General features: G+C 54.8%; 19 protein-coding genes, 1 tRNA gene and 1 pseudogene. 8 read left to right on the forward strand and 13 right to left on the reverse strand.

The features are described from left to right. Positions 1 to 16 precede the first annotated feature (16 nt). From EMQ_RS12665 to EMQ_RS12675, 3 genes and pseudogenes are all read right to left on the reverse strand, one after another. Entirely contained in the window at positions 17 to 1,420 is a 1,404-nt protein-coding gene (locus tag EMQ_RS12665) for a hypothetical protein (RefSeq protein WP_232092249.1), read from the reverse strand. A gap of 137 nt (positions 1,421 to 1,557) precedes the next feature. Next, positions 1,558 to 2,321: pseudogene (locus EMQ_RS12670) on the reverse strand (IS5 family transposase). 236 nt (positions 2,322 to 2,557) lie between these two features. Next, positions 2,558 to 3,496: a LysR substrate-binding domain-containing protein gene (locus tag EMQ_RS12675; RefSeq protein ID WP_010666749.1), complete on the reverse strand. Its 939-nt coding sequence runs from the start codon at positions 3,494 to 3,496 to the stop codon at positions 2,558 to 2,560. A 337-nt stretch (positions 3,497 to 3,833) separates the two neighbouring features. Between EMQ_RS12675 and EMQ_RS12680 the strand changes: the two genes are divergently transcribed. Both EMQ_RS12680 and EMQ_RS12685 read left to right on the forward strand, forming a co-directional pair. Further along, positions 3,834 to 6,296: a TonB-dependent receptor plug domain-containing protein gene (locus tag EMQ_RS12680; protein ID WP_010666750.1), complete on the forward strand. Its 2,463-nt coding sequence runs from the start codon at positions 3,834 to 3,836 to the stop codon at positions 6,294 to 6,296. A 314-nt stretch (positions 6,297 to 6,610) separates the two neighbouring features. Next, positions 6,611 to 7,813, forward strand: a complete 1,203-nt coding sequence (locus tag EMQ_RS12685; protein ID WP_018307898.1) for a pyridoxal phosphate-dependent aminotransferase — start codon at positions 6,611 to 6,613, stop codon at positions 7,811 to 7,813. 334 nt (positions 7,814 to 8,147) lie between these two features. Here the strand turns inward: EMQ_RS12685 and EMQ_RS12690 are convergent, their stop codons facing one another. The 4 genes from EMQ_RS12690 to EMQ_RS12705 are packed head-to-tail and all read right to left on the reverse strand — an operon-like array spanning position 8,148 to position 11,165. Further along, on the reverse strand, positions 8,148 to 8,606 hold the full coding sequence (locus tag EMQ_RS12690; RefSeq protein ID WP_010666349.1) for an acetyl-CoA carboxylase biotin carboxyl carrier protein: 459 nt from the start codon (positions 8,604 to 8,606) through the stop codon (positions 8,148 to 8,150). Then, positions 8,603 to 9,970, reverse strand: a complete 1,368-nt coding sequence (gene accC / locus EMQ_RS12695; protein ID WP_010666350.1) for an acetyl-CoA carboxylase biotin carboxylase subunit — start codon at positions 9,968 to 9,970, stop codon at positions 8,603 to 8,605. The genes EMQ_RS12690 and accC overlap by 4 nt, the downstream gene beginning before the upstream one ends. After that, positions 9,967 to 10,404, reverse strand: a complete 438-nt coding sequence (locus EMQ_RS12700) for an acetyl-CoA carboxylase biotin carboxyl carrier protein (protein ID WP_010666351.1) — start codon at positions 10,402 to 10,404, stop codon at positions 9,967 to 9,969. The genes accC and EMQ_RS12700 overlap by 4 nt, the downstream gene beginning before the upstream one ends. Before the next feature lie 5 nt (positions 10,405 to 10,409). Beyond that, the gene (locus EMQ_RS12705) at positions 10,410 to 11,165 is read right to left on the reverse strand and encodes an SDR family oxidoreductase (protein WP_010666352.1); all 756 of its coding nucleotides are present in this window, start codon (positions 11,163 to 11,165) and stop codon (positions 10,410 to 10,412) included. 356 nt (positions 11,166 to 11,521) lie between these two features. On the opposite strand from EMQ_RS12705, the gene pxpB reads away from it, so the two are divergent. The 5 genes from pxpB to EMQ_RS12730 all read left to right on the forward strand — a co-directional run bounded on the left by pxpB (position 11,522) and on the right by EMQ_RS12730 (position 16,403). Then, positions 11,522 to 12,235, forward strand: a complete 714-nt coding sequence (gene pxpB / locus EMQ_RS12710; protein ID WP_026200031.1) for a 5-oxoprolinase subunit PxpB — start codon at positions 11,522 to 11,524, stop codon at positions 12,233 to 12,235. Beyond that, positions 12,232 to 13,242, forward strand: coding sequence for a 5-oxoprolinase subunit C family protein (locus EMQ_RS12715; protein WP_010666354.1), 1,011 nt, complete (start codon positions 12,232 to 12,234; stop codon positions 13,240 to 13,242). Before pxpB ends, EMQ_RS12715 begins: the two co-directional genes overlap by 4 nt. After that, a complete protein-coding gene (locus tag EMQ_RS12720) occupies positions 13,239 to 14,006 on the forward strand; it encodes a LamB/YcsF family protein (RefSeq protein WP_010666355.1) in 768 nt (255 codons plus the stop codon). Before EMQ_RS12715 ends, EMQ_RS12720 begins: the two co-directional genes overlap by 4 nt. A 150-nt stretch (positions 14,007 to 14,156) precedes the next feature. Next, positions 14,157 to 15,080 carry a DMT family transporter gene (locus EMQ_RS12725; RefSeq protein ID WP_010666356.1) on the forward strand — a complete coding sequence of 308 codons (924 nt, stop codon included), beginning with the start codon at positions 14,157 to 14,159 and terminating at the stop codon, positions 15,078 to 15,080. Positions 15,081 to 15,140: 60 nt separating this feature from the next. Beyond that, positions 15,141 to 16,403, forward strand: a complete 1,263-nt coding sequence (locus EMQ_RS12730; RefSeq protein ID WP_010666357.1) for an MFS transporter — start codon at positions 15,141 to 15,143, stop codon at positions 16,401 to 16,403. A 358-nt stretch (positions 16,404 to 16,761) separates the two neighbouring features. On the opposite strand, the gene EMQ_RS12735 is transcribed toward EMQ_RS12730, so the two are convergent. Then, positions 16,762 to 16,838: transfer RNA gene (locus EMQ_RS12735), tRNA-Arg, on the reverse strand. Positions 16,839 to 16,889: 51 nt separating this feature from the next. After that, positions 16,890 to 19,952, reverse strand: a complete 3,063-nt coding sequence (locus EMQ_RS12740) for a rhamnan synthesis F family protein (RefSeq protein WP_018307897.1) — start codon at positions 19,950 to 19,952, stop codon at positions 16,890 to 16,892. Between the two features lie 123 nt (positions 19,953 to 20,075). On the opposite strand from EMQ_RS12740, the gene EMQ_RS12745 reads away from it, so the two are divergent. Continuing rightward, positions 20,076 to 20,642, forward strand: coding sequence for a TetR/AcrR family transcriptional regulator (locus EMQ_RS12745; RefSeq protein ID WP_010666121.1), 567 nt, complete (start codon positions 20,076 to 20,078; stop codon positions 20,640 to 20,642). A gap of 306 nt (positions 20,643 to 20,948) precedes the next feature. Here EMQ_RS12745 and EMQ_RS12750 read toward each other — a convergent pair whose 3' ends face one another. The 4 genes from EMQ_RS12750 to cls all read right to left on the reverse strand — a co-directional run bounded on the left by EMQ_RS12750 (position 20,949) and on the right by cls (position 23,670). After that, complete coding sequence (locus EMQ_RS12750; RefSeq protein ID WP_010666122.1) at positions 20,949 to 21,137, reverse strand: YqaE/Pmp3 family membrane protein; 189 nt, start codon at positions 21,135 to 21,137, stop codon at positions 20,949 to 20,951. 103 nt (positions 21,138 to 21,240) lie between these two features. Continuing rightward, on the reverse strand, positions 21,241 to 21,765 hold the full coding sequence (locus EMQ_RS12755; protein WP_018307896.1) for a DUF1269 domain-containing protein: 525 nt from the start codon (positions 21,763 to 21,765) through the stop codon (positions 21,241 to 21,243). A 16-nt stretch (positions 21,766 to 21,781) separates the two neighbouring features. Further along, on the reverse strand, positions 21,782 to 22,033 hold the full coding sequence (locus EMQ_RS12760; RefSeq protein ID WP_010669257.1) for a hypothetical protein: 252 nt from the start codon (positions 22,031 to 22,033) through the stop codon (positions 21,782 to 21,784). A 113-nt stretch (positions 22,034 to 22,146) separates the two neighbouring features. Continuing rightward, entirely contained in the window at positions 22,147 to 23,670 is a 1,524-nt protein-coding gene (cls, locus tag EMQ_RS12765; RefSeq protein WP_018307895.1) for a cardiolipin synthase, read from the reverse strand. Positions 23,671 to 23,753: the final 83 nt, after the last annotated feature.

Consider the following 23,753-nt stretch of genomic DNA (forward strand, 5'->3'; position numbering starts at 1 on the left):
TTCTAATCCGACGGTATCAGCCGTTGGTGGAGGGAATGATCGATGACCGTGCAGAATCAGATGTAGGGTGATTGGCTGGCAGACGTGTTCCAGCTACCGGCGCTTGCGCTTCTGCGCCGCCCAGCCGTTTGTAAAGCCCGGCTCCCGATCCGCCGCAGGCGGAGTTTCCACTCTTTCCGAATGCATCGTCTACGCGATCACTAAAAGACTGCTTCTGATCAGGGAGCGCCCGATAATGGGTGTAATAAAGATTTTGCCAAGGAAGAAGCAGTTCACTCAGCCTGTAACGAACCGGACTTGCGAAACCGACTGCCATGGGCTGCGAATATGTGTCTGACAGTTTCACATTCCCAGTTCTTGAAAGACCGGCCTGCAGGGAGCCCCCGGGCGCAGCAGTAGTCCCGGCCATCGTGCGCAGAACGGCAAATGCTGCAGCCTGAGCAGCGGCCACAGTTTTGATATCCTGTAATGCGCCCACTGTGGTTTCGGAGGGGGTCTCTTCTGTTCCAGTGTCCGTTCCGCTAGTTTCCGACGAAGCAGAGGACGTTACAATGGCGGCATTTGCCGCCGCTGCAGAGAGCTGTCCGACAAGAGAACTGCCATCCGTGTAACTGTAACTTATCTGGTGCGTATAGAGAACTTCATTAGCAACCATTAGGCGGACATCGGCATCATGGTCGATTTTTTCTAGGTTTCCGTCACAGTAGGCTTTCAGAAGACCAGGTCTATACTGGGCGATCAGGGCAGCGATAAACCCGGGTGTGACCTTTGTTCCGAGCAAAATATCCCGCTCGTTCCGAATGAGCTGGAAGGCGTCCGCCAGATCAAGATGAACTTCCTCCAGCCCGTTCAGGGTGATTTCCAGCCCGACGTTTGCTGATATGCCGAATGCAGCCCGTATCGTGGCTCCGTAAAGAGATCCTCCGCAAGCCAGATCGGCGCTGCTGATACGAGCCACTGCCAAGCCAGGCACGGCAATGCGTTTCATACGAAGAGGAGAAGATGACCCTGCGGCATGGATGTCGTAGCGAGAAGCGGGCGTTTTCTTCGTATCGGCGTATTTCGTGTTAACTTCCTTCTCCGCACTAGCCGCTGAGTTGTTCGATGGCACCGAAGGTGTTTTCATCCATTCGACAGCGGGCTCGATGGTCACACGGTCTTCATAAGTTTTCTGCAGAATCTCAATCAGTTTCTTTTTATCACTGGCGGTGACTCGCATCGGCCACCCGCTGTCGGGACTGTCGTCGTCGGATTTCATGGTTATGAAAATATCGCCGATTGCGACGTCTTCCTGCATCGGATAAAGTGCCCTGAAACCGTAAGATTCTAGTGATCTCGACCACATTTTCGAGATATCGATTTCTGGCGGACGCATGGCGCACCCTGACAGTGGCATCAGCACAAAGCCGAAAACGATCATATGCTTCGTTTTACCTGATATCATCATTTTCTCTCTCCGCTTTCTTGCGGATGTTTATTTATTCTTAAAACAAATATCATATATCTTTGTGGCGGCGCAAAGTTTATTTACGAATCGGTTGAACCTAGGCTCAGGACTCATTTCTTGAGGTGGAAGATGAAGGTTGTTGTGATGTGGATAGCGGACATGAACATATGAACGCAGCGATCATATCGTGTTGCGACACGCCGTCAGTCTTTGAGTTTTGCGAACATGTTTTCGATGAGGTGGCGCTTTTTATACAGATGCCAGTCGTAAGGTGGCTTTGATTTCTGGTTCTTCTTCGGCGGAATACAGGCGGTGATATTCCGGTCTGCGAGAGACTGTCTGATTTTATTGCTGTCGTATCCTCGGTTCCCGAGAATTTCTTCAGTCTCTTCCGGCAGGTTTGTCAGCAGAACATCCGCGCCTCTGAAGTCACTCACCTGACTCGCTGTCAGATGAAGACGAACAGGACGCCCCTCACCATCACACACGGCATGGAGCTTTGAATTCAGGCCGCCTTTTGTGCGTCCGATATGGCGGAGAAAAGCCTCTTTTTGAGCGGGGAGGCGGCTGTTCGGTGAGCCTTGAGATAGGTCGCATCAATCATCAGGCGCTTTGAACGACCCGCCTGCTCCGTCAGGGCGACAAAGATCCTTTCAAAGACACCGAGGCGGCTTCACCGGATAAAGCGATTGTATAAAGTCTTGTGGGGGCCATAGGCTTTCGGGGTATCTTTCCACTGAAGACCATTGCGGATCACGTAAACAATCCCGCTCAGAACTCGTCGGTCATCCACACGCGGAACGCCGTGGGCCAGAGGAAAATACGGCCTGATCCGTTCCATCTGGCTCTCGGACAGCAAAAACAACTCACTCACAGGCCCACTCTCCATCGGTAAGCCTGTGAATCACAACAGCCAGATCAGTTCAAGAAATTAACAGGTCCTGAGCTTAGTAATTTTTTTGGTGAAGTGCTTTTTTCAAAAAGTTTTAGAATACGCCGCACGAAAAATATTCGCTCCACACCTGCTCATGAAGTAGTCTGAAAAACCATTGTCATCAATGATATTTCTGACAACAACCTCATCTTTGGCATAACTGTGACTCCACCACCTTACAAAGAAGGCTGCGTCCCCGGCCAGTTGCGGGAAGACGCCATTGCCTTTGCCAGCCCAATAAGTAGATCCCTGACGGCAAGAGAGGCCTCTGTCTCAGGAATCATTTCTGGGACACAAAGTGAGACGACTTCATGGATGGTCGGATTATGCAGCGGCCAGATCTTTGACTTTCCGGGCACGACAATACGACTTGCCACGGACCAGGGGAGAATTGTGCTGCCGAGACCATCGACAATCGCGTCTTTCAAAGTCAGCAGCGCTTCAATTTCAGCCGCAATCCGCGGTTTCAGCTGTTTACGCACGAAGGCTATATCAATGCTTTTGCGAACAAAATTATGGCTGGGGGGCACCAGAAGAGGGATATCGACAATATCCTGAAGCTGCACGGAGCCCGTGTCCGAGCATGGCAATTCAAGAGGTTCCGGTGCGAGCAGAAAGAACTCTTCTTTCATCAGGGGCGTAAACACGACGCCCTTCATCGGACCAGCACCGTGGATGACGGCCATATCCAGCCTGCCGGTCATGACCAGTTCGCTGTAAATGTCGTCAAAACTTTCAGTCAGATGCAGAGTGATGCCGGGTAACTGCTCTCGGACAAGGCGCAGAAGCTCCACTGACAGGGTGGAGCCGGCGCTGTAGGGAGACAGGCCGACAGAGACCTTGCCCACCAGCGGTCCGCTGCCGAGGTTGATTTCAGTCATGGCGCGATCGAGCTGCTTGATCAGGGTCTGCGCGTGACGATAGAGGTCGGAGCCTGCTGCTGTAGGCGTGACGCCGCTTTTGCTGCGGATGACCAGCTTCTTCTTGAACGTGCTTTCCAGTGTCGCCAGCTGCTGGCTGAGCGCAGGCTGCGCTATGTTGAGCAGATCGGCCGCGCGCGAGATGGACCCGAGGTCAATGATCTTTACGAAAGCCTGAAGGCGCCTGATGTCCATGTGAATCCCCAGGTGCGTGATGCGTCAGTGAGAAATATCAGGCGCTCGACTCTGCGATATTTCCTGCTTTCAATGATTATGGATGTTTGTCCTCTAGCGCAATGGTGGGGTGGAGCGGATGGCTCAATCGCGCAGAATATTTATTGTTCCATATAAACAACAATAAATATGTTTTGGAAACACAAAGAAATTTTCAATGAATGGCGAGATTGCTCGTTCCATCCGGAAAGGAGAGGTCATGACGTATCGTTAATCGGTATGACGTCAAATCATAACGGAACCGTATCATATTCATACCAGCACAGATGTGCACATTTAAGCGTGGTGTCGGGAGAATATGATGGCAGGTCTGTCGAAAAAGAAATTGTATCTTGCTTCCGGCATGATGGCCAGTTCCTTCGTGGCAGTGCCGGGTTATGCCGAGACGGTGTCTGTCCATAAGCCGGTAAGGCATTACAAGACAGAGAAAAATGTTTCTTCATCGACACGTCCGGTTCACGTAGCACCCAAGTCGGTCAATGCCAAGGACGCCGAGGTGGTGCATGTCGCCGCCCGCAAAAGAAACTCTGTTTTCATGACGTCCACGCCGCAGCACAGCACGACACAGGTGACCGTCGTAACGGGTGCCGAGCTCATGAAAACCGGTCAGACGAATGTGCTTTCCGCGCTGGCTCAGGCAAACCCAGCGATCACGACGGCCGCTTTGCCGGGTGGTGGCGCCAGCTCCTTCGTGCAGACCATGCAGCTACGCGGCCAGTCGCCGGATGACACGCTGATTCTGGTCAATGGTCACCGTCGCCACATCGGTGCGAATTTCAACTCCAATTCCGGCACCAACTGGGGCAGCGAACCGGCTGATATTTCGCTGATTCCGGTTTCCGCCATTGACCATATCGAAGTGATTACCGAAGGCGCTTCGGCCCTGTATGGACAGGACGCCATCGCCGGTGCGGTCAACATTGTTCTCAAGCACGATACGCATGGCGGCACCGTCAACTTCAAGAACAGCGGTTTCTATGCCGGTGACGGGCAGGGGCTTGATGGCTCGGCAAACTATGGCATGGCGCTGGGGCAGAACGGTGGCTACCTTGATCTCGCCGCGCAGGTGACGCATCAGCTGCCGACCACCAGAGGCGGCGATTTTTACGGCACCCTGTTCAGTGATTCCCGGAATGAGACGGCCAATCGCGACGTGCAGCGTGGTCTTGGCATCCCAAAATCGACACTGGAAACGATCAGCGAAAACATGGCCGTGCCGGTGGCTAAAGGCTTCCAGTTTTACAGCACGTCGACATTTTCCCATCGCCGCGCCAATGTCGCCGAGACCTACCGGAGCGCCGCGGACAGCGATACCTGGATCAACACAAACCTATATCCGCTCGGCAATCAGCCTTACATCACCATGAACCAGTATGATTTCGAAACGGACAACGGAATCAGAACGCATCAGCTTGGTTTTGCATGGGATGCCTACATTACTTACGGGCGTGACAAGCAGGATTACGGAACCAAAGATTCCGAAAACATGTCCTTTCCCGACAGCACCCAGACGTCTTTTTATGATGGTGCTTCCATTGCGTCTGAAATGACTGCCGGTTTGAGAGGTTCACGATCCTTCCACACGGGTTTTCTGCCCAAGGACATCAATCTCAGATTTGGTGGCGAATATCGTCACGACACCTTCCAGATGACCGAGGGTGAGGCGGCTTCATGGGAAGGGCTTGGTGCAACGGATCACCCCGGTAACGTGCCGATGGCGGTGACCCATCAGAACCGTGATGTCTATGAAGGAAACGTCAATCTTGATTTCTATATAACGAAGAAATGGGAGTGGACGCTCGGCGGTCGTGTCGCCAGCTACAACAATCTTGCTACGGTCGAGACGGGTTCCATCGGCACGCGTTACGACTTTAACAAGCGCTGGGCCATTCGCGCCAACATTAATACCGGCTATCGCCCTCCGACCCTTGGCGAAATGTCATATTTCTACTCGGCTCCGTATCCGGGATATACGGTCGATCAGGTTCCAGCTAACAGTGCCCTTGCCAAATATCTTGGTGCAGGAAACATGAAAGGCGAGTACTCCAGAAGTTATACGATTGGCTTTGATGCCACGCCGGTCGATAATTTCCAGATAACAGGAAATCTGTATTACATCGCTATCAACGGTCGTCTGGGAAGCACGAAATCCTACAGTGTCAATACAAATGATTCGGCACTGATGGATCTTCTCCGCCAGTCGAATCTCGAAAGCGCCACGACACTTTCCTATTACGCCAATCTGTATAACACGCAGACATTTGGTGGTGACCTGAATGCGAACTACACACTGAAAACCAGACGCTATGGTAAATTTCGGTTTTCGATGGGTATCAATTTCTCGGATAACGAAATCAGATCCGCAAAAGACAATCTGGTCAATGAATACACAAAAATGATGGTGCTGCATGCAGCTCCTAAAAACCGTGAACAGATCAGCGTAAACTGGGAGATGGGAAAGTGGTCTGTCTTCGTTCAGGAAATGCGCTACGGGTCAGTTGTCTATATGGCGGCGCCGACCGGACCTGGCAGTGTTCCGTTCATGCAGAATCCCGGTTTCATTACAAATCTGGAAGTTGATTATAAAATCCTTCCCCAGTGGACGATCGGTGTTGGGGCGAACAATCTCGGAAACAAGTATCCGACCCGTGTTCCACGTGCGATTGCAAACTCCCAGCAGGGATTGGCGAAATATGCATCCTACTCGCCTTATGGCTTCAACGGTGGAATGTATTATGTGAAAACATCTCTGGATTTCTAAAAACAGTTTGAGACGACGCCTTCTTCGTATGCCTGAAACGCATGCGAGGAAGGCGATCTCATTTTTCAGAATACCCAGATTACGTCAAAGAGTTGAGTATTTCACTCCGGGTTGGTTCGATAGAGCGGAATCAATCACACTACAGCTGAAAACTTCTAGCCTGATCAGGCTAAATGAGTAAAAAACCTCTGTGCTCATAGGATTGTTCTATGACGCCAGAGTGTTTTCCTCGCTACCTGTAATGCCTTCAAATGATTTATGATGTTCCTGATGATATCATGTGTCCAACCGGACAAGCGCTGGAGAAATAGCTGATGCCTGGCTTTGCTGATCGACTGAACGGGATCGGAATCTCTGCTTCGGCTGCCATGACGGACAAGGCTACTGCGTTAAAAGCTGAAGGTCTGAAAATCATCAGCCTTTCTTCCGGCGAGCCTGATTTTCCTACGCCAGCTCATGCTGTCGAGGCGGCTGTCGAGGCGGCCCGCAGCGGTGATACGAAATACCCGCCACAGGCAGGCAAGCCCGCGCTGAGAAAGGCGATCCAGGCCAAGTTTCTGCGTGAGAACAATCTCGACTACGCGCTGGATGAAATTCTGGTAGCGAACGGCGCCAAGCAGATCATCTATGACGCCATGATGGCCACCATCAATCCCGGTGATGAGGTTGTTCTGCCAACGCCTTACTGGATCAGCTACGCCGATATTGCCCGTCTTGGTGGTGCCGAGATTGTGCAGGTTCCGTGCCCGGCGGCCAGTAATTTCCGGCTTTCAGCGGCAGATCTCGATGCGGCGATCACACCACGCACCAAATGGCTCGTGCTGAATTTCCCCAATAATCCGACCGGTGCTTGCTGCCCCAGAAAGGATATGGAAGAAATTGCGGCTGTCATGCTGAAGCATGAGCATGTCTGGATCATGACTGACGATATCTATGAGCATCTCGTCTATGATGATTTTGATTTCTGCACGCTTGCGGAAGTCGAGCCTCGTCTGAAAGAGCGCGTGCTGACCGTTAATGGCGTTTCCAAAGCGTATGCCATGACTGGCTGGCGTGTCGGCTTCTGTGGTGGTCCCCGTGAACTGATCGCCGTCATGAACAATATGCAGGGACAGTCGACCAGCGGCATCAACACGCTTGCACAGGCTGCTGCGATTGCCGCTCTGGAAGGGCCGCAGGACTTTCTCCGTGAGCGGGCTGCCGAATATCAGATGCGCCGGGATCTCGTTGTCAGTCTGCTGAATGCTATTCCGGGCGTGCAGTGCCATACTCCGCAGGGTGCTTTTTATGTTTATCCGGATATCAGTGCCTGCATCGGCAAAGTAACGCCGGAAGGCCGGCAGATCAAAACGGATGCTGATTTTGTCATGGCGCTTCTGGAAGAGAAACAGGTGGCGACCGTTCAGGGCGGCGCTTATGGGATGAGTCCTTTCTTCCGCATTTCTTATGCCACCAGTGTTGAGACATTGCGTGAAGGATGCCAGCGTATTGCTGAATTCGTTCAGTCGCTGAAATAAGGCCGCATTAAAAGGGCAATAGCTGTTGCCCTGTCATAGCAAAACGCGATCAAAAGGACCTGATGTTCCTCTGATCGCGTTTTTTTGTCGATAAGTATGGAAAAGTGATTCTGGCAAAAACGAGAGTGCAAGCTTAGTGCTGATCTGCATGCGGACGTATGCACTCAGGATTTATGAAGATGTGGAGTGAATTTTTCTCTGCTACGATAGAACGTTGAGTAGTCGGTACCAAATGCACACAGGCTTGTGGTTCAAATGCTTTTTTCTATGACCGACATTCAGGGACATCAGGGTTTTTCATAACGCATTCGACTAGTCGCAAAACATTTTAAATTTAAGCGGCTTGGGTAGGGCGGATTTTCATAATTTCCGTGCCAAAGCCGGTCAGTTCACCTTCCTGAGCGGTGATCTCGATAACTTCACCGCCAACCGATGCCACAACAGGTATCTGCAGTGTTTCCAGTGTCAACAAGGCGACAATATCACCGGTTTTCACATGTGAGCCGACCGGTGCAAACGGGGCGTCACGCAAGGGATGGGTGAGAGTCAGGACGCCGAAATACGGCGTCTTTACTGCGAAGCAGGTGTCAGCAGCATCAGTTTTCTGTGACAGAGGTGGCTGCGTATGCCGGGTTTCAGACTGAGGCTCTGATTGGGAAGTCTTTATAAAAAGTCTTGTTCCATCCGGACCAGATATTTCGAATGACTCAAGTCCCGCCTGGGCGAGCATCCCGGCAATACAGGCAATATCATCCGTATCAAAAGAAGGGATTTGTGCGGCTGATCCGGTCATGGTGCAGCTCTTTCTTCAAGCCATTTTTCAAGAAAGTGAATATCCATACTGCCTTTCCGGACAGTCGGATTTGCGAGAAGGTCCTGATGCAGACCGATATTCGTCGATATGCCTTCCACCTTCATTTCCGCCAGAGCAACCTGCAGACGTGCAATTGCTTCTTCGCGCGTCGCGCCATAGCCGATGATTTTGCCAATAAGCGAGTCATAATAAGGCGGGATCGTATAGCCAGACACGACATGGCTATCCACCCGGATACCTGGACCGCCGGGTAGATCCCAGCGAGTCACAGTGCCGGGCGAGGGAAGGAATGTCAGACCGTCTTCTGCATTCAGGCGGCATTCAATGGCATGACCACGAAAGACAATGTCCTCCTGTCGGATTGTCAGCCTGTCACCCTGAGCGATGCGGAGTTGCTCCGCGACAATATCGATGTCCGTGATCTGTTCCGTGACGGGATGCTCAACCTGCACACGTGTGTTCATCTCGATAAAAGCGAACACACCGTCTTCATACAAAAATTCGAATGTTCCCGCGCCACGATAGCCAATGTGGCGGCATGCTGCGGCGCAGCGTTCACCAATCTCCGCGATAACTGCGGGATCAATGCCCGGTGGAGGCGCTTCTTCCAGAACCTTCTGATGGCGTCTCTGTAGCGAGCAGTCACGGGCGCCAAGCCAGAGAGCGGTTCCATGCGTGTCACAGAGAACCTGAATCTCGATATGACGGGGTTTCTGCATGAATTTTTCGAGATACAGAGTCGGGTTTCCGAACGCCTGCTGGGCTTCGCGTGAGGTCAGGCCGACTGCTTCGATCAGATCTTCGGCTCGATGTACGACGCGCATTCCACGTCCACCGCCTCCGCCCGACGCTTTGACAATAACAGGAAATCCAACCTTTTCAGCCAGCGCGAGGATCTCATCAGGAGATTCCGGCAGCGGACCGTCTGATCCGGGCACGCAGGGCACGCCTGCGGCCAGCATCGTGCGTTTGGCCATGATCTTGTCGCCCATCATCCGGATTGAAGTCCCGGTCGGACCGATGAATGTCAGACCAGCTTCCTCAACAGCATCAGCGAAGTCTGCATTTTCAGAGAGAAAGCCATAGCCGGGATGAATGGCCGTAGCACCCGTCGCCCGTGCCGCCAGCAAAAGCCCGTCCCGATCCAGATAGCTGCGGGAGGCTGCTGCCGGACCAATGCACAGGGCGATGTCAGCTTCCTGCACATGGCGGCTTTCCCGATCCGCGTCCGAATAAACGGCCACAGTTTCCAGACCAAGCTGTCGACAGGCACGCTGGATACGTAACGCAATTTCACCACGATTGGCGATCAGGACTCTGTTAAAACGACGATTATCAGTCATGCCAGACGAAACAGGGGAGTCCCCGCCTCCACTTCAGCGCCATCTTCCACCAGAATTTCTGTAATACGCCCGGACTGGGGCGCCTTGACTGCATTGAAGACTTTCATGGCTTCAACCAGACCGACCTGCTGCCCTGCTTCCACCACATCGCCGATCTTCACATAAGCCGGTGTTCCGGGTGAGGGCGAGATATGGAAAACGCCGTAGGTCGGTGAAGGAATGACCTGCTCTACGGGCTGAGAAACGGCAACAGTATCTGTTGTCTTTTGGGGTGTAGTTTCGCTCGGCGTGAGCTGCGTGACGGGAGAAGTCATCGCAGCATTGCCGGTCCCCCGGGTCAGCCTGATTTTCCATCCGCTTTCTTCGAGCTCAAGTTCGTCGATCGGAGAACGAGCGAGCAGATCTATCAAATGCTGAATCCGCGGGATGTCCATTGTTTTCAGACCTTGTCGGCGGTTTTCTTTGCGAAGTTCAGTCCACCCACGACCTGCATGGTTGGCAGAACTTCCATGAAACTGACATTCATGCGTGACGGTGCGAGCACAGCAAAAGCCACTGAATTCGCGATATCTTCCGGCAGAAGCGATTCATATTCATCGAAAAACCGCTTTTTCGCTTCGGCCATGTCGCCAATCAGGCGACCGAAGACTTCCGTCTCCACGCGAGCCGGGGAGATTTCGGTGACGCGGATATGATGCCCGAACAGATCACAGCGAAGCTGCTGGGAAAGGGAGTGAACGCCAGCCTTCGTTGCATGATAGACCGTGTTGCCGCCCGCGAAAGCGTAATGGCCCGCAATGGAGCTGATGTTGACGATATGTCCGCGATCCCGCTGCATCATTCCCGGCACAACAAGTGCGGTCAGTTGCAGGACTGCCCGAAGGTTCACATCAACTAGCGCGTCAATGTCCTCCGGTGTCGTCTTTGTGATGTTGCCTGTGCGGGACTGCCCGGCATTGTTGATCAGCACATCGACTTCAATGTCCTTGATGAGTGCTTCAATGCCTTTCTGGTCCGCCACACTGACAGCGTGAGGGATGCAGCCAGTCTCTTCCGCCAGCTGCGCCAGACGCTTCTCGTCACGGGCCACGGCATGGACTTCCAGACCGGCTTCCCTGAGCCGCCTGACAATCGCCGCACCGATTCCGGAGGAAGCGCCTGTAACGAGAGCGTTACGATACGGCTGACTGCTCATGTTGATTATCCCGGTTCTGAAACAAAAAAAGTGCTCTATCCGCAAGGAAAACAAGCGGAATTGAGAGTTCTGCGATGATGCTAGTATCGTAACGATTCCAGCGCCAAGAGCAGTTCGTTCTCACGTCATAAGATAATACTATACCGCCGGCCCGCTCTTCACGACCTATAAGATTATCCGATGGCCTCACATCCGGAAGAGGGCTGGAAATCATTTCGAAAACAATTCTATTTTCCATAATGGGCACTGAGCGGTGTTCCGGATTGGAAATTAGCTTTTCCTGAGCGGTTCCGGCGTTCCTTTTGTGAAGGCGGCACTGGGAAGACAGGACTGGACCGTGTATTTTGAATGATGGCATGACAGATACTTCGGAACGCAGCATCATCCTGTCAGATCAGAAATCCGGTCCGGCCGGTGATCAAGCGCCGGTCATCAGCATGATTGGCACCAAGGCGATGCTGTTTGAAGCGCCGGGTGCTTTCACGATGGCGCATCAGCGTCGCATCTGGGCTTTGATCGAGGCCGCTGAAAGCCGCAGCGACGTTCAGGAACTTATTCCGGGCGTCACGAATCTGATGCTCGTTTTCAAGATGCCTCCGAAAGATCCGGAGCAGATTGCTGCATGGCTGCGTCACGCCTGGGACACGCTGCCTGAGCGACACATCAAGGGGCGTCTGTTCGAGATTGGTGTCCAGTACGGCGGCGGACTCGGTGAGGATCTTCAGCGTGTCGCAGATCATGCCGGTTTGACGCCGGAGGAAGTGATCTCCATTCACCACGGTAATGAATACACGGTCTGCGCCATCGGGAGTGCTCCCGGTTTTGGCTATCTGCACGGTCTCGATCCGCGTATCGCTACTCCACGGAAATCGGTTCCGTCCCTGCATATGCTGGCCGGAACTGTCACGATCGGCGGGATGCAGGCAGGCATTTCGGCCCTGACCGGACCGAATGGCTGGAACTCGATCGGTTTTACGGAAATCACGCTGTTCGATCCGATGAAGGAGCCACCAGCTTTGTTTGCGATCGGAGATCGTATTCGTTTCTATCCTGAGAGTATCGTGCTGTGATCACCGTTCTCGAAACATCACCGCTGAATACCGTTCAGGATTGCGGCAGACCCGGTTATCGTAATCTTGGTGTCGGCAGCTCGGGTGTCATGGATATGCTGGCGCTACGTGCCGGGAATATTCTGCTCGAAAACCAGCCTGACGATGCCTGTATCGAGTTGCAGACTTTTCCTTTTCTGCTGCGTTTTGATGCGCCTGCCAGCTTCGCCGTCACCGGGATAGACGCCGACATGGAACTGGACGGACAAAAGCTCCTGCCCTGGTCGGCAGTCACGGCTTCTGCCGGACAGACACTCCGTATCGGACCGCCGCGTACTGGCGCACGAGGATATGTCTGCGTGGCAGGCGGCATTGATGTTCCGGTCACACTCGGTTCGCGCAGCACGCAGCTTCGTGGTGGCTTTGGGGGCCTGTCCGGACGTTTTCTGGAGACAGGCGACACGCTGGGTATTCGTTCCGGGGGTGCTTCCTGCTCTGGTTATGCGGTGCTTCCGCCATCGGTGGCTTTGAAAAACGGAAATGATACCGAGACGCCGGGCATTGTGACGCTCCGTTTTATCCCGGCGACAGATTATCTGCTGTTTACCGAGCAATCCCGTGCGATTTTTCAGAATTGCGAGTGGAAAATCACGCCACAGAGCAACCGGGTCGGATATCGGCTGAGCGGGGACAAACTTCAGCTTACAAACCCTGTGGAATTGCGTTCCTACGGGATTGTGCCGGGCATTGTGCAGGTGCCCCCCGCTGGAGAACCGATCGTGCAGATGGCGGACGCCAACACGGCAGGTGGCTATCCCCGTATCGCTACGGTCATCGAGGCGGATCTCTGGCGGCTCGCTCAGGCGCGGATCGGCTCCCGCATCCGTTTTCAGGAATGCAGTTACGAGGAAGGGGTTGACGCCATGCGGCCTGTCGAAGCCTGGCTTGAAAACATGAAGCTGATGGTCAGCCGTTATCGTAATTCCTGTATGCGTCGAGAGTCCGGAAAGGCCGGAGGCAAGAAATGAAGATTGATCTCAATTCCGACATGGGCGAAGGCTTCGGCCGCTGGACAATGGCCGATGATGACGCGCTGATGGGGCTGATCTCGTCCGCCAATATCGCCTGTGGTTATCATGCCGGTGATTACGCGATCATGGATCACACCGTCAGGCTGGCGAAAGAAAAGGGCGTTGGGATCGGAGCGCATCCGGGTCTGCCTGATCTTATCGGTTTTGGCAGACGCACCATGGTTGTTTCCGATACGGATATGGAAGCCATGCTGGCCTGTCAGATCGGTGCCCTTCAGGGGGTCGCCGCCCGTCACGGCCATCGTGTCACGCATGTGAGCTATCATGCCGCTTTCGGCACCATGGCCAATGAGAATGACGATCGTGCCCTGCGACTGGTTCGGGTAATTGCGGCTCTTGATAAGGATCTGACGGTCTTTTGCATGCCCGGCCAGCCAACTGAGCGGGCCGCCGAAAAAGTCGGATTGAAAACACACACCCTGTTTCTTGCTGATCGGGCCTACACTGCTGCCGGAACGCTGGTGCCGCGTGGTCAACCGGGCGCGGTGATTCATGATCTTGCAGGCGTGCGCGCCCGTGTCAGGCAGTTTCTTGAAGATGGTTTAGTGACAACGATTGACGGCGTGCGGATGCCGGTGAAGGCACGTTCGATCCTGGTTCATAGCGACACACCGGGTTCGCTCGAGATCGCAAAAGCCATTCGCGGCGAGATGGATGCCTGTGGAGCGGTGCTGACGCCAGCGCACAGACTGAACGACTGACGCCTCTGTCGAGGAAAAAGAGTGCCTGACAGAAGAAAAATCGTTTCCTTATCGTCATTTAGTTGCATAATCGTAATAGTGTAGCGCCTGAACATTTTTCTTCCCCGGCTGTCGCGAAATGCCAGTGCCGTATTCTGAAATGAGGTGAGCATGAAGCATGATCTTCAGCGTGGCGCGATGCTTCTGGTGTCAGCGACTTTCTTTACGGCTCTCCTCAACGCGCTTCAGAAACTGACGGGTTCGACCCTGCCGGCTCTCGAGATCATCTTTTTCCGAAATCTTTTTTCACTACCTTTTGTTCTTATCATTGCATCACGCACAACCATCGTTCTTCGGACCAGAAATTTCAAAGGCCACGTGTTGCGGTCGGTCATCGGCCTGATCAGCATGATCATGGTTGTGGTCAGTGTCACCCGTCTGCCGCTGGCGGAACAGCAGGTGCTGTCCTACACGCAGCCGCTTTTTCTGGTCATTCTTTCGATTCCGCTTCTGCACGAAAGACCCTCGCTTCAGCGTTGGATCGCTGTTTGTATCGGTTTTTCCGGTGTTGTTGTCGTGGCTCTTGGAAAAGGCTTGTTGCACGGTAGTGCGGCCGCTGTGCCGACATGGGCTTATCTCGTTGCGCTTGCGCAGGGGGCGGTCGGGGCGCTGACGACCATGCAGATCCGACAGCTTTCCGCCACGGAAGCGAGCACAACCATCTCCCTGTGGCAGGCCATTCTGATGACGGTCATGACGGCAGCGCCCCTCCCGTTCATCTGGACAACACCGCATATGGCGGATGCACTTTGTCTTGTTTCTGTCGGGGCTTTTGCCGGAATCGCTCAAGTTCTTCAGACGGAAGCCTTTGCTTCCGCGCAGGTCTCAGCGATCGGTCCGTTCGCCTATTCCGGTCTGCTCTGGGCCGCGCTCATCGGATGGTTCGGTTTTCAGGAAATTCCCGGATTGGCCATGCTGGCTGGTGGACTGCTGATCATCGGGTCCGGTGTGTGGATGCTTCGCGGTGAACGACCTTCAAAAGCGCCTGTTGCAACAGAAGATGTTCTGACAACCGTCGATGAAGCCCGGTCGTGACCATGCTTATGGACGGGCTCCTGTTTCTTCTTCTTCCATTCTGCTCTTCGGTGGACCGTCATGCCCTTTAATCAGACAGTGCCATGTTCCGAAAACGTCGTGACAATTCAGAAAAAAATAGCATCGCGCTATGTTTTTTTTGGTCTGGTCTTTCTGATGTACGTCATCAGCTATGGGGACAGGGCGGCGCTTTCAATTGCGATGCCGGATCTCGGGAAGGAGTTCAGTCTGACGCCAGTGCAGATGGGGTGGGTCTCTTCCAGTTTTCTCTGGTCGTATTTCCTGTTGAATCTGCCTTCAACGATTCTCCTCGATAAAGCCGGGGCACGTCTGATCGGTAGCCTTGCCGTCTCTGTCTGGTCTTTTGCGATGCTACTGGGTGGCTTCGTGCAAACCATTTCACAGTTTTTGCTGACTCGTGTTTTATTGGGAGTGGGAGAGGCTCCCACATTCGGGGTAGGCGCTACGGTTGTCAGAAACTGGGCGCTTCCAAAAGAACGTGGTTCTGTCATGACTGTTCTCCTGACCGGCATGCAGCTTGGTCTGGCGGGGGGAACAATTGCCGGAGCATGGCTCATAACGTTTTTCAGCTGGCGCTGTGAGTTCATTGTTCTCGGCGGCATCGGCTTTGTCTGGGCGCTGGTATGGTGGATGATCTACCGCAATCCAGTTGAAAAAAAGACAATGACGCCGCGTGCGGTCATTTCTTTTCAGGAAATAAAAAACCTTTTCAAATCCAAATCTTTTATGGGAATCCTGTCCGTTCAGTGCACACAGAATTATCTCAACTTTCTGATGATGTCGTGGATGCCGCTTTATCTCATTCATGAACTGCACATTGATATTACACGCACAGGCACAAGAACGGCGCTCTGTTATCTTGCAGCGGCAGCCGGGGCCGTGGTGATAGGCAAAGTTCTCGAGGCGATTGTTTTCCGTAAAGATGCCTCTCCGGAAAGACGGCGTTTCATTGTCTTTATTTGCCTGATGGGGGCGTCTTCCATCGGAACCTTGCCGTGGTTCCATACGATGCAGCCCATTCTTCTGGTGATGTCTGTCGCGATGGCATGTCTTATTGCAGCAAATGGAGCCAACACGGCGCTACTGACCGATCTGGTAGAGGATGGACACAGAATTGGCACTGTTACCGGCGTCACTCTGACGTGCAGTAATTCTTTGGGCCTTCTGGCGCCGATTGTGACGGGATATATCGTCTCATTGACGGGACAGTTCGATATTGCCTGGTATATGTGCGCCGTAGCGTTGGTGGGTGCAGGGCTTTTTTCGGTTTTCGCTGTCAGGGAAACAATCAGAACAAGTTGAAGTCTATTCGTGAAACACCCTGCGAAGCCAAAAGGGTTTTTGATAGACCTTAATTTTGGGGAGTATAGTTCAGAGATGCCCCGAGCAGAATATTATGTTTTACCTCAGCGGACGAACTCTTCTGGTAAGACACCGCACAGCCACGGCCAATAACACTAACCTAAGTTCATAGCACGCTACAGGCGCGTTAGGTCGGACCGCAATGTCCGGTCTGACTGCATCACGGCCACATCGAAACCACACTATCGCGGTAACGCGACGACCATCCTGACCGCAGAGATCGGAAAGTCTGAAAAAGACAGAGAACTATTCACGTTCGCTTGCGTGTTCTGCTGAATTTCACAAATTTTAGGAAGAATGGCGCACCCGAAAGGACTCGAACCTCTAACCCCCAGATTCGTAGTCTGGTGCTCTATCCAATTGAGCTACGGGTGCGTCGTGGCGGCCTTATAGAAAGGAAAAAGCCACCGCGCAATCCCCTTCATTTCATTTTTCTGAAATTTTTTCGGCGCGGTCCGGCAAACACTCATCCATCGCCCTGATTTCTCCTCTCCCACAGAAGGTATCCTCGGTGAAAAGAACATCGGAAATGGCGGGTGACAGCCGGATTGCACCGCTCTGGAGCGCCGAGAGGGGAGCGAGGGCAGCAGCCGTTCCATGCTGAAGGGCGCGCAGCACGCTGGGGCCATAACTCCCCAGCAGATCGCTCAGATACTCTTCCGCTCCATTGATGATACGGGTGAGCATCATGAAATTCTGCTGGCTGAGACCCGCTGCCACAAAGCGCGGTTGTGGGGGCGAAACAGAGGGGTCGTAACCAGTCACTTGTCCGTGCGGTGCAGTGAGAATCGACTCAAGAAAGATCGAGGCATCCTGTCGGAAGGCCCTAGCCCGTTCGCCATTGGCCAGCAGTCCGAAAGCGAGGCCGCCGGTTTTCTCCACGCGCCGTATGCCGGGTTCGGCGGCCATGTAAAAGCCTGTGAAGGGCACATTCAACGCAGTCTGGAGGTGGCGCTGGATCGTACCGCCATATCCGACATCGACTACGCCCCGTCGAATCTCAGTCCCCGCCTCAATCCCCTGTGAGGCCGCCCATGCCAGCAGTTCATTCCGACTGATGTGCGCCTGTTGAAGGATGGCGTCCTGCAGCAGCCGCGTCAGATTACGGGTGGTGGCACGGTCTTCCGGGAGCGACACAATCAAGTCGTGCAGGGAATCATCATCCGGGACGATCACGCCCAGTCGTGCGGCGAGCAGGTCCGCCATGCTGCCGCGATAACCGTCTCCTGAATGGAACAGGATTTCCGGGTCGAAACGCACGGCCTGAGCCGCGGAGATGGCGACACGGCGCGAGACCGGGAACACGGATGCTTCCGGCAGATGCGGCAGCCAGTGCGTGCGCAGGTGCGTATAAAGACGGCAAAGAAAATGCCCCTCGCGCGACAGAAAATGCAGATGCTCCAGTCCAGTAAGGGCCGGGTGCAACGCCAGCCGGGCGAGAAACGTCGTCAGCAGGGGGCCAAGCAGAACGCGTCCCACGGTTTCGGGTGCAGTCAGGGTGATGGGTGTGGTCAGGCTGGCCGCATGACTGCCGGGTGTTCCCGGATCGAGAAATGGCGACGCAAAGAGGTTGGAGACCAGTGGACCAAGCAGGATATCGCCTGCGAGACGTCGTTGTTCCGCGTGGCGGGAGGATGTGCCCGGCGGACTGGAAAGACAGTCGAACACATGCGGAGCCAGCGGTGACAGGCGCAGCATGTTGAGGCCGGACAGCACATGGTGGTGGCGTATCCGCAGGTCCGCAGTACGCTGGATATCGGCCTGCTCGTTATCGCCGATATGCAGGAGCGTGTCGGTCTGTTCCGTTGCTCGTAGCAGATCCCACATATCCCCGCGATCCTTGCGGGCGAGGCGTTCGGATGACAGATAAATCTCGTCGATCAGAGGCAGGATGCCGGTTCGGTCCAGAACGGGATCAAGCTCGGTCCGGGTCAGGTAGGTGTCACTGACAAGCAGCGTCCGCTTGCCTTCCGCCCGCGCCAGTCTGAGCGCGTCCATCACGGCCGGACGAGGACGTAGCACGTTCTGGTCGATCCTCACTTCCTCGGAGCGCGCCAGAGCAAGCGCCTCGTCAGGCCAGCCTGTCAGGGCGGCAAGCGCCGTATAGATGTCGTTCAGCGTCACGTCATCGGTGCCGAACAGGGCTTCACGGGCGGCGTGTTCGGCCTGCTTCCGCAGAGACAGGAAATTCTCGCCGGAAGGGGTGAGTTGCGGAAATGTGCGGACGAGGTGATCCGCGACAGCGTGATGGATCGTGTCCGGGGTGAGGGCGATCCGCGTGAGCAGGGTATCGAACAGATCGAAGGACACTGTCGTCGCCGTGTGGATGGCGGCAGCGAGGTCTTTCGGGGTCTGGCGTTCATACAGATCAAGGTTGCGCCGTCCGTAACCGACACGGATGAGCCCGGCGTTGCGGTCATATTCATCAAGGCGGTGACCTGTGGAGCGGGCGACGAGACCGATGCAGCGTTCGATGACATGAGCCGTCGTGCCGTCCGTCTGACCGCTTTCTTCCGGGAAGTCGTCCGGTGACCAGGGAAGTTCCAGAAGAGGCGCAAGAGCCTGAGATCGCGCCCAGAACATGCCGCCAGCCGGATAATCGAAATAGCCGTCGGGTGGCGTGATGTTCAGTCGTTTCAGGAGGGGACGTGCGGCGGCCTTGTTGGTCAGCCAGGTCCAGGCCCACCACGGCACAGTCGGACCGGGAGCGGGCTGAAGTACGCCGAGCGCCTTGTCCTCCATAAAGCGTCGCACGATCCCGGCGACGCCCTGCTGCGTCGGAAGGAGCGTGTCCAGCAGTGTGTCCCGCCATTCCTGCTGGTCTGAGCCGGTGTAGAGCGATTTCTTGGTGTGCAGATGCAGGAACAGGTCGTGTTCGAGAAGCGCGTTCCGCCAGCAGGACAGGAGAGGGCCGAAATTGCGTCCCCGGTTTGGGGTGACGCGGATAAAACTCTGAGCATTAGGCAGGCTATCCGCGATCAGCTGTCCGATGTGGGCGGCTTTTTCCTCGCTGTCGGTGGTGATCAGCAGGGAATACGCACAACCAAAATGCTTCAGGCGGGGCAGTATGCTGTGTTCCAGAACGTCCGGGTAAAAGGCGTGGACGACAACAGCAATCCTGGGGAGGGGAGCCGGGAAGGCGGTCAGGCGCGTAGGAACCGTCGCTTGTCGGTCATTGTGAAGCCGTCGGTCATGCACGCCTTCAACGATCCGGCCTTCCTCAATGCCGTGCGTCAGGTAATGCACCAGCGCGTTGTCTGTGCCGGGCCTGAGATGCCAGCACTGTTTCAGGTAACGTGCCGTGTTGAACAACGGTCCGGGATCAAGCTCGCGTTGCGTGCCTTCGGTCAGGAAATGCCGGACAAGATCATCCGTCTCCCGTTCACAGGCAGGCAGGCGGTTGGCATACCAGAGTGCGTCGAACAGACCTGATTGGGCGATGAGGCTCTGGAGAGCGCTGATCCTGTCGTCCGGGGCGGTCATGGTCATGCAGGATTTGTCTCACGGTGGACAAGCAGGGGCAATATGTACGCTTGTTGCCTGTATTCAAAAGTCTGACCTACTATCAATTCCGGTTAGGTCTGCGATGTGGCGGAAAACGGATTGAATACAGTGAACAGGAAGCCCGAAGTCCAGTCGCCGGACCGGCGTGGCGAGATTCTCGAGGTGGCGGCGCAGCTTTTTGCCGAGCGCGGCTACCGGGGGACCTCCATTCGCGACATTGCGGATCGTGTCGGCATGCTGCCGGGTTCTCTCTATTACCACATCACCTCCAAGGAAGCCCTGTTCGTTGAAATCCACGACAAGGCGATTGATGCGGCTGCCCACCGTGTCCTGAAGGCCATGGAGCCGTTTTCCGATCCGTGGAAACGGCTGGAAGCAGCCTGTGGTGAGATGCTGGATCTGCAGCTGAGTCCCGACCACGTAACGCTTCCGATCATGAACAATCTGCATGCCGTGCCGGATGACGTGCGTGAGGCGCTTGTGCGTAAACGCGATGATTATGAAATGATCTTTCGGCGCATTGTTGATGATCTGCCGCTGCCGGACGAGATTGATCGCAGCGTCTACCGTATTCTCCTGCTCAAGATCCTGAACACGGCGGAAAGCTGGTATCGGGAAGGCAGGCTCAGCCGAAAGGAAATCACGGCGCAGATTGTCGCGATTTTTCGGCACTGAACAGGCGTTGTTGGCCAGATTTTCCGGGTTCTACCAATAAGGAGGCGGCTGGATGCTGGCGATGCATCTGAAACGTCTCAGGGACGCTTAATTGAGAGCGCGTAGGGCGTTTTCTGATCCATTACCCAATGCCGCAATAGATCACATACGAAGACTATGCTCGGACTGTCCCGTTTCCTCTTCAGTAGAAGAGGAGATGAACGAGTCAGGGGTCATTTTTGTCACTGATATCAGACGAAGACTGTTTCTACGTAGTAATCATCCGTCTATTATACATCACTTATACCGAAAGATGCATAATGCCGCTTAGCTCAGACCTGCCCGTTTCAGTTTCTGATCCGTGCTGTACTGGCTCAGGGCATAGACCGCCCATATCGCGGCAGGGATCCAGCCAAGCACGGTGATCTGTAAAAACAGACACAGCAGACCGGAGATCGGACGCCCAATCGTGAAAAATGTCAGCCAGGGTAGAAAGAATGCAATCAGCAGGCGCATGGATCACTCCGGATAATAAAAAGCCCCGCACACAGTGTGGCAGGGCCTTTTATTGTGACCTGACTTGCGCTGGGCTGTCCAGTCACGGACAGCACCGCAAAACTCAGGCGGAGGCAGTCTGTCCGAGTGCCTGACGCAGCTTGCCTTCGACTTCCGGAGACAGGGACGTCTGGATGATCTTGGCATGGCCTTTCAGTTCTGAAAGATGCGCAATCACCTTTTCCGGCTCAGCCTTGCGGATCAGGATGAACAGGGCTGACGTGCCCGGTGTCAGGGTGGCGCCGAGGTTTTTCATGAAATCGTCATTGATTCCAAAGTCGCTGTTCTTGCCGTCCAGCGCACCGATACCCGCACCGGCAATACTCCCGACGAGAAGACCGGCCAGCGGGTTCAGGAACAGGAGACCGACAAGCGCTCCCCAGAAACCGCCCGACAGAAAGCCCCAGGAAGCGCCAATCTTTTCGAGATTGTAGCTCTGGTCCAGATGCGTCTTGCCATCCGCCGTGCGCCGCACGACAACCGCGTCTTCAAGATCCAGAAGATATTCTTTTTCAAGTTCACGACATTCTGTCAGCGCATTCTGCGCTCCATCCAGACTGTCGAAACCAACAACAACAAGCGTACTCATGATAATGCCTTCCGGATCATTCAGCCGCCTTGCGACCCAGCACATAGCTGATCGCAGAGGCCGCCACGAGAATCAGAAAACCGAAGACCTTGCAGCCCGTCGGGATGGTCTTCTCGTGCAGTTTTGTCTCACTTTTGATATCGGCGAGATGTTCTGAAATCTGCTTGTGCAGTTCGTCCTTGTGCTTGTGCAGAGACTTGTCGAGACCCTTCACAATCTCTTCAAGGTCTTCGGGTGCGAGTTTCCGCAGGACATCGGTTGCGCTCATAACAGCAGCACTCCTGAAAATTCATGACCGTGACTCTTGCAGCCACAGCTCTCCCTGAAATATTGGCCCGCAATGCCAGTTTTTCAAGAGTTGCTTTTCTTAACTTGCGTCCATCAAAGAATGGGGCCGATCATCGCCAGCGTGTTGTTCCACAGTACGCGCGTCTTGGGCCAGTTCACTACTTCTTCAAGTGACACCTCGTTCGAGGCGTCGATATAGGTCTGCTGGCGCTCGCGAACCGCCTGCGTGAAGGCATCATCGACAAGCTGGATGTTGTTTTCGAAATTCAGATCAAAGCTGCGGCGGTCCAGATTGGCCGAGCCAATGAGCGTCATGCGTCCGTCCACAGTCATCGCCTTGGTGTGCAGCAGGCCATGCGGGTATTCATAGATCTTCACACCCGCCTCCAGAAGATCGCGGTAGTAGCTGCGGCTCGCCCCGGCGACGATCCATGAATCGTTCTTTTTCGGCATGGTAAGGGTGGTCTTCACACCGCGTCGCGCCGCCGCGCAGAGAGCCGCCTGAATCGGCTCGTCCGGCACGTAATAAGGCGTTGTGACCGTCAGTTCCTCAGCAGCCGAGTTCATGATCGACACGAAGGTTTCCGGCATCGCCGCATACCGCACGGCGGCACTTGTGCCGATGACCTGCGCCACGAACCCGTCGCCTTCCTGCACTTTGGCAGAAGCCAGAAGCGGGGTCAGATCCTCATTGGTGTGGGCCATCCAGTCCGTGGCGAACAAATGCTGGTTCTGCAACACCACCGGACCTTCAAAGCGCGCCAGCAGATCCACCCAAGGCGCAAACCGTGCCTTCACCCGGAATTCCGGGTCGGCGCAGTTCTGGCTGCCGCAATAGGTCACGCGATTGTCAATCACTACAATTTTACGATGGTTGCGCATGTCGAACCGTCCCCGGAAGGGACGCAGCAGCACGCTTCCCAGTGGCAGGGCCCGCACAAGGAAGACACCAGCCTGCTCCATGTCCGCCCAGTGACCGCTATGAATCAGCCGCCGCGAGCCGAGGTCATCCGCCATCACGCGACAGACCACGCCACGTCTGGCCGCCCGCATTACAGCATCGGCCACCTTCATGCCGTTGCCGTCCGCCAGCCAGATATAGAAGCACACATGCACATGCTCTTTGGCGGCATCGATATCGGCGACCATGGCGTCGATCGCGGTATTGGAATCCTTCATCAGACGCGCCGTATTGCCGCCCATCGGAGGGTAGCCGCTGATCGACTGTCCCACCTTGAACAGTGGAGCAAGACGCGGCGGAAGACCGAATTCCTTTTCAGCATCGATCAGGGCTTCGGCTGTCTTTCCCGGCACGGGCAGGCGTTTCATTGCGTCACGGATACGCAGCACGCGCTGGGGTGTCAGCTTGGTTTCACCAAGGAAAAGATAGGCCAGTATGCCGCCGATCGGCAGAGCGCCGATGATGGCGACCCAGGCCACACGGGAGGCAGGCTGACGGTGAGGACGCAGGAGCGCCCGCACGATGAACAATGCCTGGAGCGAGGCGGTCAGACCCGCCGCATACCAGCTCCATTTTACGGTGCGCGCATCCACCACCGGTCGACCGCCCGAGCGACGCAGGGCGAAAGAAAATTTCCTGTCTGATAGTTGCGACATAAACTCAGCTGATCCCGGTCGTGATGACACCAGAGCGGAAGGTTACAGCCGCCACCTCATTGGAACAACCGAGGCCGGAACCA

Source organism: Acetobacter aceti NBRC 14818 (assembly GCF_000193495.2).
GTDB classification, from domain to species: domain Bacteria; phylum Pseudomonadota; class Alphaproteobacteria; order Acetobacterales; family Acetobacteraceae; genus Acetobacter; species Acetobacter aceti.